Here is an 11582-nt window from a genome sequence, read left to right as displayed (position 1 = left end):
ACCCTGCCGCGACCGGGCTGCTAGGGGGTATCACCGGACCGCGGCGCAGCCGAGCGATCTTCGTCACGGACCGTCGCGTCGCCGTCCGCCGGTTTCGCCGATTCGGCCGAGGCAGACCGAGCCGTTTCGTTCGCCGGGCCGGTGCGGGTGGGCGGCTCGTCCGCACCGGTCGCGCCGGCCGCACCAGTTGCGGCGGCCGCATCGGTCGCCCCGGTCGGGTCGTCCGCGCCGGTCGGGTCGGTCGGGTCGGTCGGGTCGTCCGCGCCGGTCGGGTCGGTCGGGTCGGTCGGGTCGGCACCGGCATCCAGCGCGTCCCACAGCACCCGTTCGGGCAGCACATCGCCGGACTCACGCTGCTGCACCGCCTGGGTGGCCGCCGCCTTTCGCGTCGCCGGGTTGTCGTATTTTCCGGACAGCTGCTTGGTACCGGCCGGCATCCGGGCCAGTAACAAGCCCGCACCGAACGCGGCCAGCGCACCGCACAGCGTGAGCGCAGCCGGACCACTCGAGGTCACCAGCTCCTGTACCTGTGCCCGGCCCGGCAGCTCCGCCAGATCCGCGGCCCGCTGCTCGGTGGCCCCGGACCCGGTGAGCAGCGCCAGCGCCGGTACCGCGGTCACAGCGGCGATCAGGGCGACCACCACACCGACCAGCCGGCGCATCCAGCCCCGGGTCGCCAGGACAGCGGCGATGGCAGCCAGCAGAACCAGCGCCAGCGGCGTCAGCGCACCGAACCAGACCCCGCCGTTCAGTTCGTCGGTGCGTGGCTCGGTCAAACCGTCCGCAGAAGTCACGGTCACCCAGGTGAGCCGGGAAGACCCCCACAGCGCGGCAGCACCGAGGGCGAGCAATACCAGGGCGGTAACCGGTTGCCGGCCACCCCGAGCGGTCCCGGCCTCGGCGGCAGGTGCAATTTCCTCGTCGCCCCAGTCGATCGGCCGGGATCGCGCGGCGACGGAGCCGGCTGCTCCGGCACCCGGGTCGGTCGCCGCCACAGCGCCTGCGTCGTTCGTGGCGGCCTCAGCCGCTTCGGAAACAGCGGAGTCCGTCCCGTCCGTACCGGTGCCGGTGGCCACGAACTCCCCCTGGATGCCGCTGCGGGCTGCACCGCCGGGGTCCCCGGTCAGCGGGCGGCGGGTGGGGTCGTCGGCCGTCATACGCCGCCTCCGGATGTCACGGATACCGATTCCCGGCCGGCTGTCTCCTCCCCACCGAAGGCGCGCACCGTTTCGGCGGCGGCGACCGCACGCAGCACCGCCATCGCCTTGTTCCGGGATTCGGTGTCCTCGTATTCGGCCTCGGAATCGGCCACCACACCCGCGCCCGCCTGGACGTAGGCGGTGCCGTCCTTGAGGAGGGCGGTGCGGATGGCGATCGCGGTATCGGCGTCACCGGCGAAATCGAGGTAACCGACCACGCCGCCGTACACGCCGCGCCGGGTGGGTTCGAGTTCCTCGATCAACTGCATGGCCCGCACCTTGGGGGCGCCGGACAGCGTGCCCGCCGGGAAACAGGCACGTACCGCGTCGAGTGCGATCTTGCCCGGCGCCAGGCGGCCGGTCACCGTGGAGACCAGATGCATCACGTGGCTGTAGCGCTCGACGTGGCGGTACTCGGTGACCCGCACCGTCCCGGGCACACAGACCCGGCCCAGATCGTTGCGTCCGAGATCGACGAGCATGAGATGTTCGGCGTTCTCCTTCTCGTCGGCCAGCAGGCCCTTTTCGAGCAGCAGATCGTCTTCCTCGGTGGCGCCCCGCCAGCGGGTGCCCGCGATGGGGTGCGTGGTCGCGACCCCGTCCTGCACTGCCACCAGAGCTTCCGGGCTGGACCCGACGATGGAGAACGCGGTGTTCCCGTCGCCGTCCGGGATATGCAGCAGGAACATGTACGGGCTGGGGTTGGCCGCGCGCAGCATCCGGTACAGATCGATGGGGGTGCCGCCGTAGTCCATTTCGAAACGCTGCGACAGCACCACCTGGAAGGCTTCCCCGGCCTCGATCTCCGAGACCAGGCGGCGGACCCCGGCGCCGTACTCGTCCGGGGTGCGGGCGCGCCGGTAATCCGGTTCGGGCTGGTCGAAGACGGAAACCGTGGAGACCGCGGGCGCGGCGAGCGCGGCGGTCATCCGGTCGAGCCGGGCGAGGGCGTCGTCGTAGGCGGCGTCCACATTGTCGGCGGTGCCGTTCCAGTTGACGGCGTTGGCGATCAAGGTGATCGCGCCCTCGTGATGGTCGAACGCCGCCAGATCGGTGGCCAGCAGCAGCACCATCTCGGGTAGGTGCAGATCGTCTTCGGCGTATTCGGGCAGCCGTTCCATGCGGCGCACCGCGTCGTAGCCGAGGTAGCCGACCATCCCGCCGGTCAGCGGGGGCAGACCGGGGAGCCGTTCGGTGCGCAGCAGTTCGAGGGTTTCGCGCAGGGCGTCGAGCGGGTCGCCCCCGGCGGGAGCACCGGCGGGGGTGGCGCCCAGCCAGGTGGCGGCGCCGTCGACCGAGGTGAGTGCCGAGGGGCTGCCCGCGCCGATGAACGACCAGCGTGACCAGGATCGGCCGTTCTCCGCGGATTCGAACAGGAACGTGCCCGCCCGGTCACCGCCCAGTTTGCGGTAGGCCGACAGCGGGGTCTCCGAATCGGCGAGCACCTTCCGGGTCACCGGGACGACCCGGTGCTCGGCGGCGAGTTCGTGGAATCGTTCGCGGGTGGTAGTCGCGGGAGCGGTCGCGCCGTGCATTCGAACCATCATTCCAGCCGGGTGCCCGGCGTGCTCGACGCACCCCGCGGGACCCGCCGCCGGCGGTAGTGTCCGGGTATGCAGATCGGCCAGCCCGCCCCGGCATTCGAACTCCCGGATCAGACCGGCGCCCTCCGTTCCCTCGATTCACTGCTGGCCGGCGGGCCACTGGTGTTGTTCTTCTATCCCGCCGCGAATACACCGGTGTGCACGGCCGAGGCCTGCCATTTCCGCGATCTCACCGCCGAGTTCGCGGCACTCGGCGCGAGCTGCGCGGGGATCAGTGCCGATGCCGTCGATGTCCAGGCCGGGTTCGCGGGGGCGCAGCGACTCGAATACCCGCTGTTGTCGGATGCCGACGGGGCGGTCGCGGAAAGTTACGGGGTCAAACGCGGACTGCTGGGCAAGCTCATGCCGGTGAAACGGCATACCTTCGTCATCGATACCGACCGCAGCGTTCTCACCGTGATCAGCAGCGAATTGCGCGCGAATGTACACGCCGACCGCGCCCTGGATTTTCTCCGCACGCGAAAAAGCGCGTAGCGGCTGAGATCCGCTCAGTTCGTGTGAATGGCCTCACCTTCGTTTCCGAGATGCCCCAAGTTCGAGCGAAGTCGTGGCAAACTTTTCTTCGGGTAGCCCGGTGGCATGTGCCGGAATCGCCACCGGGCCGGAGAGAAGGCGGATTAGTGACGGAGTGGCTGAACCCGGTCGAGGGACGGGCCTGGCGCGCAGTGGTCGCGGTGCTGAACCGCCTGCCAGGGGCATTGGACACCGATCTGCAGCGCGAGTCCGGCGTGACTCATTTCGAGTACTGGGTGCTCACCCTGCTCTCGGAGGCGCCGGACCGGCGGCTGCAGATGAGCGAGCTCGCACATCGAGCAAATTCATCGCTATCGAGACTTTCGCATGTGGTGTCCAAACTCGAGCGGATGGGCTGGGCCACGCGCACCGCGACCACCGGGCGCCGCGGCGTCCTGGCCGAACTCACCGACGACGGCCACCAGAAGGTCGTGGAAGCCGCGCCCGGGTACATGGATGTGGTGCGTCGGCTGGTGTTCGACGGGCTCAACGCGGAGCAGACCGCGGCGATGGCGGATCTCGGCGATACGCTCGCCACCCACCTGGGCACGGTCCTCGGCCGCACCGCCCCGTAATCGGGGCCCGCGCACCCCACGGCGAGGGTTCGCTGCCGACCCCCGGGAAGGCGTATCGGCCGGACCGCCCGCACCACCATCGGCCATCCGGCCGGGCAGGTTGATGGTGGTGTACGCGGGCGGTGCGGTGCGCCGAGGCACGGTTCCTTCCGACACCGGGGTACGGAGGTCTCCGGAGCAGTCGGTGTTCCGGTTTGCGGCGATTCGCCGGTCACCGTGGCCGGCAACCGGTTCCTGTTCAGCCCGCTGCCCAGGCGAAGAAGGCAGTGGCGGCCAGCGCCAGTACGAGGAAACCTCCGGGAAACGCGATGTTGTGAAACACCCGTGCCCGGATATGGGCGGCGACCGCTCCCACGAAGAACAGCACCAGCCCGATCGCGGCGGCCAGCCCGAGAGATTCCGCCCCGAACAATCCGGCCACCAACCCGGCCACCCCGGCGCCCTCGATCACCGCCAGGTACGGAATCCATGTCGGCGCCACGCCCACCTCGGCGGAATTCTGCACCACGAATTGCGCGCGCACGACCTTCGCGACCACCTCCCCGGCATTGGCCAGCACACAACCCACGGTCGCGGCGAGTAGTGCGATCTCGATCGCCCCGTTCACCGGACGCCGCCCTGCCACAGCATGGCCACCGGGGCAGGGCGGCAAGCACCGCGCCCGGTCCACGACGCGAACTCCGGCGCCACCTCGTATATCGGCGCCACAGCGGCGCCGATGCGGGATGCGGCCGGTCGGAAGTCCAACTTTCGCCTGCCCACTCTGTGTCCAGGAAGCCGGCACAGAGTGTCCGCGGCGAATGCACTGCGGTGCCGAACGGAATCGTGATCAGGGCACGCAGGCGGCGCGGTCGCGGCCGGCGGCGCAACGGCCGGGTTCGGCGACGGGAACCCGGCGGTCGCCGCCCGGACTCCCGGGTTCGCGCCGATGTTGCCGGGGGTTGGATCGGTTCCGGAAAGAAATCGGCGGATCGGTACGCTCATGATGCCTCCTCGGGGGCGTGCACGTCGGATGGTTCGTCTCACCCCTTCTGACGTCCCGCACGCACGAAAGGTGACGCGCTCGTGGAAACGGTCGAGAAATTCGAGGCGGCCCGGCCGCGGCTGCTCTCGCTCGCCTACCGGATCGTCGGCTCGTACCAGGACGCCGAAGATGCTGTGCAGACCACATGGACCCGGGTGCAGGCAGCGGACCTGTCCGAGGTGGCCGAACCGGACGCCTGGTTCACCACCGTGACAGCGCGGTTGTGCCTGGATCTGCTCCGGGCCCGGGAGCGCCGCGGCGAACTTCCGCTGGTGCTCGACGATATCGGCGGTGAACAGGCCGGAGCCGACGAAGCGTTCCTCCGGCGCGAGGACGTGTCCCGGGCACTACTCGTGCTGCTCGGCGAACTGTCACCGGCCCAGCGGGTGGCCTATGTGCTGCACGATCTCTTCGCGGTGCCGTTCGACCGGGTCGCCACGGTACTCGACGCGACCCCGGCGGCAGCGAAGAAACTCGCCAGCCGGGCCCGCACCAGGCTGCGCGATGCCCGCCCACCCGCATCCAGCACTGCCACCGGATATCCCGGCACCCCCGGCCCTCCCGATATCGCCACACATCTCGAGATCGTCGAGGCATTCCTGGCCGCTGCTCGCGGCGGTGATATCGCCCGGCTGATCACCCTCATGGCGCCCGATGCCGTCCGGATCGCCGATCCGCGCCTGCTCCCGGCGGGCGCGGCCACCGAGGTTCGCGGCGCCACGGCCGTCGCCGAGGAGACACGGTTCTTCGCCGACCGGATCGCCGTCACCGCGACACTTCTCCTCGCCGACCGCCCAGCGGCGGTTATCGCCCCCGGCGGGCACCCGTTCGCACTCATCCGTTTCCGGATCGAGGGCCGGTTCGTCCGGGAAATCGAGATCAGCCGCTATACGCCCGGCACGATATCGCCGAGCTGACACCGCGCGGTCCCAGCTGCCGTCGGTGCCGATATCGGCACAACCGAGGTCGTGGCCGGCCCGAGCAACTCCGCCTGATGGCGGGCCCGGAACGTCCGAGCATGCGGAGCCCTCGATTCCTCGGCCACTCCCGGTACGAACCCAGCTATCGCCGATCCCGGCGCCGGCCTGCCACCTGCAGTCGGCCCGCCGGTGTGACGTCACAGGCACTCGACAGTGCTGCGCTCCAACCGGCCTGTCGTCACACCTGTTCGGAAGGCAGCAGCACGTCGGTGTCGAAACACGTATGTGTGCCGGTGTGGCAGGCCGCTCCCCGCTGATCCACCACCAGCAGCACCGTATCGCCGTCGCAGTCCAGCCGGACCTCGTGCACATACTGCGTATGCCCGGAGGTCTCCCCCTTGACCCAGTACTGCTTCCGGGACCGGGAATAATAGGTGGCGCGGCGGGTTTCGAGGGTGCGGGCCAGCGCCTCGTCGTCCATCCACGCCATCATCAGCACCGCGCCCGTCGCGCGTTCCTGCGCCACCGCGGCCACCAGCCCGGCATCGTTACGTTTGAGCCGGACGGCGATCGCCGGATCCAGGGCCATCTCAGCGCACCACCAGATCGGCCGCGCGCAGGGCGTCCTTGACCTGCGGGATGGTGAGATCGCCGAAGTGGAAAACGCTGGCGGCCAGTACGGCGTCCGCTCCGGACTGCACCGCGGGGGCGAAATGCTCGACCGCGCCGGCACCGCCCGAGGCGATCACCGGAATCGAGACCGCGACACGTACGGCGCGGATCATCGGCAGATCGAACCCCGCCTTGGTGCCGTCGGCATCCATCGAGTTGAGCAGGATCTCCCCCACGCCGAGCTCGGCCCCGCGCACCGCCCATTCGACCGCGTCGATCCCGGTGCCCCGGCGACCACCGTGTGTGGTGACCTCCCAGCCCGACGGGGTATCCGGTTCGCCGTCGGGCACGGTACGGGCGTCGACCGACAGCACGATGCACTGCGATCCGAACCGCTGCGACATCTCGTGCAGCACCTCGGGGCGGGCGATGGCGGCGGTGTTCACCGACACCTTGTCCGCGCCCGCGCGCAGCAGCCGGTCCACATCGTCGACGGTGCGCACGCCGCCGCCGACGGTGAGCGGGATGAAGATCTGTTCGGCGGTCCGGGTGACCACGTCGAACATGGTGGCGCGATCACCGCTGGAGGCGGTGACATCGAGGAAGGTGAGTTCGTCGGCGCCCTGGGCGTCGTAGGCGGCGGCGAGCTGCACCGGATCGCCGGCATCGCGCAGATTCTGGAAGTTGACGCCTTTGACCACCCGCCCGGCATCGACGTCCAAGCAGGGGATGACACGTGTCGCCAGGGTCATGAGCGCTCCTCACCGGTATCGCGATCACTACCGGGCGCGGCGAATCCGGTACCGCGGGTCGCGGCGATCATTTCGAGTAGTTCGGCATGCACCCCGGGCGCCGCCGCCAGCACCGAACCGGATTCGATCGTCCAGTCCGCACCCTCGAGGTCGGTGACGATCCCGCCGGCGCACCGCACCATCAGCGCGCCCGCCGCGTTGTCCCACGGATGGTGACCGAACACGATCGCGCCGCCGAGCGTTCCGTCGGCGGTGAAGGCGAGGTCGATTCCGGTGGAGCCGTGCATGCGCACACGGGACGACAACCGGCTCAGAGCGCCGAGTACCCGGTGCCGGAACAGGCCCGGGACGCGCCCGGTGGATTCGATGTTGAAGGCACCGAACCCGATCATCGCCTCGTCGAGCAGCGCAGGAGGTAGCGGCGGCCGGGCCACCCCGTCCACGAGGAGTGGCCCGCCGGCGACGGCGGCGTACCGGCGGTCCAGCGGCGGGAACCACGCGAGCCCGAGAACCGGTTCGCCGTCGCGGATCAACGCGAGCAGGGTTCCGGTGAGCGGATGGCCGGTCGAATAGTTGAAGGTGCCGTCGATCGGGTCCAGTACCCATGCGGTGCCGCCGGTGAGCGACGGCCCGCCGAATTCCTCGCCGTGCACCTCGATACCGGTCCGTGCCACGAGCTGCTCGGAGATGGTGCGTTCGAGTTCCAGATCGAGTTCGGTGGCGAAATCCCGGGAGCCCTTGGCCACCGCGCTGGGAGCGCCGCGTCCCTCGAGGAAACGGTCACCGACACCGTCGAGTATTTCGGCCGCCGTAGTCAACAGCCCCGCCAGTTCGGTCTCTGCCCTGGTCATCGCTTCGGCTCCCGGTTTCTCACGGTCGGTGTGCGGCCGTGCGCCCGCACGGTGCGTATGCCCTTGCGCCCGAGCCCGGCCGGTACGACCCCGCGCGCGGTCAACGGACGGCGGCCAGCGCCTCGGGCAGGGTGAACCGGCCCGCGTACAGGGCTTTGCCCACGATCGCGCCTTCCACGCCCTCCGGCACCAGTTCGGCGATCGCGGTCAGATCGGCCAGGGCCGAGACCCCACCGGAAGCGATCACCGGCGCGTCGGTGGCCATACACACCTCGCGCAGCAGATCCAGGTTGGGACCGGTGAGGGTGCCGTCCTTGGTGACATCGGTGACGACGTAACGCGAGCAGCCGTCCCGTTCCAGCCGCTCCAGGACCTCCCACAGGTCCCCGCCGTCGCTGACCCAGCCACGGCCGCGCAGCCGGTAGTCGCCGTCCACGATCTGGACGTCCAGCCCGACCGCCACCCGGTCCCCGTATTCGGCGATCGCCCGGGCGCACCATTGCGGATCTTCCAGCGCCGCGGTGCCCAGGTTGACCCGGGCGCAGCCGGTGGCCATCGCGGCCTTCAGCGATTCGTCGTCGCGGATACCGCCGGACAGTTCGACGGCGACATCGAGTTCGCCGACCACCCGCGCCAGCAGCTCCCGGTTGGATCCGCGGCCGAACGCGGCGTCGAGATCCACCAGATGCACCCATTCGGCGCCCGCGTCCTGCCATGCGAGGGCGGCATCGCGCGGCGAACCGTAACTGGTTTCGCTGCCCGCCGCGCCCTGTACCAGGCGGACGGCCTCTCCATTGGCGACATCGACAGCAGGCAGCAACACAAGACTCACGCGCAATAGCCTAGTAGCCCGGGGTTCGCCCGCGCCGCGCGCCCGGTGGCGAGTCGGTCGGCCGCGCGCTGCGGCAACGGGGGGCGACGAGCGTTGGGTGATATCACCCACTGGGCCGGTCGGGGTGCCCGCTACACTCGTCCCGAACGCGTGAGAGGTCACCGACGCGTCAGGTCACGATTCGAGAAAGTTCGGAGTGGGCGCCATCGATACCGGTCAGTTGATCGCGGATCACTACCGCCTGGTCGAGCAGATTGGTAGCGGCGGCACAGGCGTGGTCTGGCGTGCCGTCGACGAACGTCTGCAACGGTCGGTGGCGATCAAACAGATCCATATAAAGCCCAGCCTGCCGCCCGCCGAGCGCGATGTGCTGCGCCAGCGCGCCACCCGCGAAGCCCGCAACGCGGCCCGTTTCCAGCATCCGAATGCCATCGTGGTGTTCGATATCACCGAACACGGCGGCGATCCGTGCCTGGTGATGGAGTACATGAAGTCGCGCAGCCTCGCGCAGGTGCTGTCCTCCGAGGGGCCGCTGCCGTTACCGCAGGTCGCGCGGATCGGGGAACAGGTCGCGGCGGCACTCATCGCGGCGCATCAGGCCGGGATCGTGCATCGCGATGTGAAACCGGGCAATGTCCTGCTCGACGATCACGGCACCGTCAAGATCACCGATTTCGGTATCTCGCGCGCCACCGGCGATGTGACGCTCACCGAGACCGGGTTGATCTGCGGAACCGCCGCCTACCTGGCACCCGAGGTCGCGCGCGGCGCGGATCCGACGCCGGCCGCGGATGTGTTCGCCCTGGGCGCGACGCTGTTCCACGCTCTCGAAGGGGAACCGCCCTTCGGGTCCGGTAACCCGCTCAAGGTGTTGTATGCCGCGGCCAACGGCCAGGTCAGCGAACCCCAGAACGCCGGCCCGGCCACCGATTTCCTGCTCGACCTGCTGGAAGCCGATCCGCGGCTGCGGCCCACCATGCAGGAGGCCCGCGAACAGCTGGCGCAGTTCGCCGGATATCCGGGCGCGAATTCCGAGCATGCCGGGTTCGTACCGGCGCGCGAGGCCTTCGACCGCAACGGGCACTCCGGCGGAGCCGCCGTCAGCACGATGGAAACACCGGTCCCCGGCCGCACCCGCGGCCCCGCACCCGCCCCGGCCCCGCGCCGGCGGGCCGAACCTCGCGCGGACGCCGGCCACGGCGGAAACGGCGACCGCCCACCGCGGCGGGCACCGAATAATCCCCCCACCACCACCCAGCCCGTTCCGGAAGGCTCCGGTGGCGGGGTCCGGCGGGCGGTGCTCATCGGCGGTATCGCCGGGGCGGCAGTGGTCGGCGGTGTCCTGTGGTTCAGTTCCTCGGATTCCGGCGACGGCGGATCGGCGCAGGCCGATACCTCGGTGACCTCGTCGGCGCCCCGGACACCCGGGACCACGGCGGCGTCCGCCCCCGCGCTGGGGAGCACGCCCAGTACCGGACAGGTCGAATGGGTCCAGGCCGGCCGGCTGCTCGAGCAGTTCTACATGGATCCGGCGGGTTCGTGGTCGCTGCTGACCCCGGCCGCGCAACAGGCCTACGGCAGCCGGCAGGAGTTCGAACAGTACTGGTCGACCCGGACGGTGCAGAGCTTCAGCCGCATCGAAGCCTTCAAGGGCAACAACCCCGACGGTTCGGTGGATATGCGGGTGAACAACCTCAGCTACGGCGGTCAGACCGGCAATCCGATACTGCGAGTGGTGAGTTCCGGCGGGTCGCTACTCATCGACAGCGATACCCGCTGATCCGTAATCCGAACTCACCGCCCGGAGCCGGGCTATGGTGTGCGGCATGAATATTCGGGGGATGCTCGCCGCCGAGCGAGCCGAGTTCACCGCTCTGCTGCGCGGCCTGGGGAACGAGGAATGGGACGCGCCGACACTGTGCACCGGCTGGCGGGTCCGGGAGCTGGCCGGGCATCTGCGCTACGACGCGATCCCGCTCACCGAGTACGCCGGTATCGCCGTACGCAACCGCTTCTCCATCGACGGCGTCAACAACGCCATGGCCGCCGAGGGGGCGCGCCGGACACCGGCGGAACTGCTGGCCGAATTCGAATCCGCGCCACGCACGGTATCGCGGCTGTGGCCGCGACTGGGCCTGGCCGATCTACTGGTCCACCAGCAGGACATCCGGCGCCCCCTGGGCCGGCCCCGCGAAATCCCCACCGACCGGTTGAAGGCCGTACTCGACCATCCCGACCCGTTCGCGCGCCCCGGACGCCTCACCAGAGGGTTACAGTTCGTCGCGACAGATTTCGACTGGGTCAAGGGATCGGGACCTACGGTGCGCGGGCGGGGTGAGGCGCTAGCGTTGGCAATGGTGGGCCGGCCCGTGGTCCTCGACGAACTCGACGGCGAAGGCGTCGGGGAACTGCGCCGCCGCTGCAGCTGAAACATCCGGAAGTTCGCTTCACCGATGGGAGATGCGCAGATGACCGATTCGCCACTCGCCGCCATGGCGGCGATGATCGGTGAATGGAAGACGACCACCGATAAGTATCCCGACGTCGCCGGGCTGACGACGATCGAGTGGCTGGCCGGCGAGGCCTTCCTCCTGGTGCGCTATACCGTGCCCGATCCCGCTATCGAAAGAACCTGGGTCATGGGGACCGACGACGCCTACCCCGAGAGGCTGAAGGTCCTGCAGTACGACAGCAACGGTG

Annotated in this window: 13 protein-coding genes; 6 read left to right on the top strand and 7 right to left on the bottom strand. The window is 69.7% G+C overall.

All coding sequences use genetic code 11. The features are described from left to right. Positions 1 to 20: 20 nt before the first annotated feature. Together ON22_RS35235 and ON22_RS09835 are read right to left on the bottom strand one after the other, a co-directional pair. Positions 21 to 1157 (bottom strand): TIGR02234 family membrane protein, encoded by a 1137-nt coding sequence (locus ON22_RS35235; protein WP_063820566.1) that lies wholly within the window; start codon positions 1155 to 1157, stop codon positions 21 to 23. Further along, the gene (locus tag ON22_RS09835) at positions 1154 to 2746 is read right to left on the bottom strand and encodes an anthranilate synthase component I (RefSeq protein ID WP_033245175.1); all 1593 of its coding nucleotides are present in this window, start codon (positions 2744 to 2746) and stop codon (positions 1154 to 1156) included. Before ON22_RS09835 ends, ON22_RS35235 begins: the two co-directional genes overlap by 4 nt. Before the next feature lie 66 nt (positions 2747 to 2812). Between ON22_RS09835 and ON22_RS09830 the strand changes: the two genes are divergently transcribed. Next, on the top strand, positions 2813 to 3277 hold the full coding sequence (locus tag ON22_RS09830; protein WP_033245174.1) for a peroxiredoxin: 465 nt from the start codon (positions 2813 to 2815) through the stop codon (positions 3275 to 3277). 146 nt (positions 3278 to 3423) lie between these two features. Continuing rightward, positions 3424 to 3891: a MarR family winged helix-turn-helix transcriptional regulator gene (locus tag ON22_RS09825; RefSeq protein ID WP_033245173.1), complete on the top strand. Its 468-nt coding sequence runs from the start codon at positions 3424 to 3426 to the stop codon at positions 3889 to 3891. A gap of 238 nt (positions 3892 to 4129) precedes the next feature. On the opposite strand, the gene ON22_RS09820 is transcribed toward ON22_RS09825, so the two are convergent. Further along, complete coding sequence (locus ON22_RS09820) at positions 4130 to 4486, bottom strand: DoxX family protein (protein WP_086007699.1); 357 nt, start codon at positions 4484 to 4486, stop codon at positions 4130 to 4132. A 470-nt stretch (positions 4487 to 4956) separates the two neighbouring features. On the opposite strand from ON22_RS09820, the gene ON22_RS09815 reads away from it, so the two are divergent. Beyond that, complete coding sequence (locus ON22_RS09815; RefSeq protein WP_033245171.1) at positions 4957 to 5832, top strand: sigma-70 family RNA polymerase sigma factor; 876 nt, start codon at positions 4957 to 4959, stop codon at positions 5830 to 5832. 241 nt (positions 5833 to 6073) lie between these two features. Here ON22_RS09815 and hisI read toward each other — a convergent pair whose 3' ends face one another. From hisI to priA, 4 genes are all read right to left on the bottom strand, one after another. Continuing rightward, the gene (gene hisI, locus ON22_RS09810) at positions 6074 to 6424 is read right to left on the bottom strand and encodes a phosphoribosyl-AMP cyclohydrolase (protein WP_033245170.1); all 351 of its coding nucleotides are present in this window, start codon (positions 6422 to 6424) and stop codon (positions 6074 to 6076) included. 1 nt (position 6425) lies between these two features. After that, positions 6426 to 7199, bottom strand: a complete 774-nt coding sequence (gene hisF / locus ON22_RS09805; RefSeq protein WP_033245169.1) for an imidazole glycerol phosphate synthase subunit HisF — start codon at positions 7197 to 7199, stop codon at positions 6426 to 6428. Next, positions 7196 to 8050 carry an inositol monophosphatase family protein gene (locus tag ON22_RS09800; RefSeq protein ID WP_033245168.1) on the bottom strand — a complete coding sequence of 285 codons (855 nt, stop codon included), beginning with the start codon at positions 8048 to 8050 and terminating at the stop codon, positions 7196 to 7198. Before ON22_RS09800 ends, hisF begins: the two co-directional genes overlap by 4 nt. Before the next feature lie 100 nt (positions 8051 to 8150). Then, a complete protein-coding gene (gene priA, locus ON22_RS09795) occupies positions 8151 to 8882 on the bottom strand; it encodes a bifunctional 1-(5-phosphoribosyl)-5-((5-phosphoribosylamino)methylideneamino)imidazole-4-carboxamide isomerase/phosphoribosylanthranilate isomerase PriA (RefSeq protein WP_033245167.1) in 732 nt (243 codons plus the stop codon). Between the two features lie 196 nt (positions 8883 to 9078). Between priA and ON22_RS09790 the strand changes: the two genes are divergently transcribed. From ON22_RS09790 to ON22_RS09780, 3 genes are all read left to right on the top strand, one after another. Further along, on the top strand, positions 9079 to 10662 hold the full coding sequence (locus ON22_RS09790) for a serine/threonine-protein kinase (protein ID WP_231508647.1): 1584 nt from the start codon (positions 9079 to 9081) through the stop codon (positions 10660 to 10662). Positions 10663 to 10708: 46 nt separating this feature from the next. Beyond that, positions 10709 to 11311, top strand: a complete 603-nt coding sequence (locus ON22_RS09785) for a maleylpyruvate isomerase family mycothiol-dependent enzyme (protein WP_033245166.1) — start codon at positions 10709 to 10711, stop codon at positions 11309 to 11311. A 39-nt stretch (positions 11312 to 11350) separates the two neighbouring features. Then, a partial coding sequence (locus ON22_RS09780) for a hypothetical protein (RefSeq protein ID WP_043739974.1) occupies positions 11351 to 11582 on the top strand: 232 nt, incomplete at its 3' end.

The organism is Nocardia carnea NBRC 14403 (genome assembly GCF_000308515.1).
Classification (GTDB): Bacteria; Actinomycetota; Actinomycetes; order Mycobacteriales; family Mycobacteriaceae; genus Nocardia; species Nocardia carnea.
Note: the sequence above shows the minus strand (reverse complement) of the source record. Positions and strands in the feature narration are given on the sequence as shown.

Bases quoted from the DNA above. Each gene is read 5' to 3' on its own strand.
- ON22_RS35235 (WP_063820566.1), bottom strand. From the start codon at position 1,157: ATGACGGCCGACGACCCCACCCGCCGCCCGCTGACCGGGGACCCCGGC.
- ON22_RS09835 (WP_033245175.1), bottom strand. From the start codon at position 2,746: ATGATGGTTCGAATGCACGGCGCGACCGCTCCCGCGACTACCACCCGC.
- hisI (WP_033245170.1), bottom strand. From the start codon at position 6,424: ATGGCCCTGGATCCGGCGATCGCCGTCCGGCTCAAACGTAACGATGCC.
- ON22_RS09800 (WP_033245168.1), bottom strand. From the start codon at position 8,050: ATGACCAGGGCAGAGACCGAACTGGCGGGGCTGTTGACTACGGCGGCC.
- ON22_RS09785 (WP_033245166.1), top strand. From the start codon at position 10,709: ATGAATATTCGGGGGATGCTCGCCGCCGAGCGAGCCGAGTTCACCGCT.
- hisF (WP_033245169.1), bottom strand. From the start codon at position 7,199: ATGACCCTGGCGACACGTGTCATCCCCTGCTTGGACGTCGATGCCGGG.
- ON22_RS09830 (WP_033245174.1), top strand. From the start codon at position 2,813: ATGCAGATCGGCCAGCCCGCCCCGGCATTCGAACTCCCGGATCAGACC.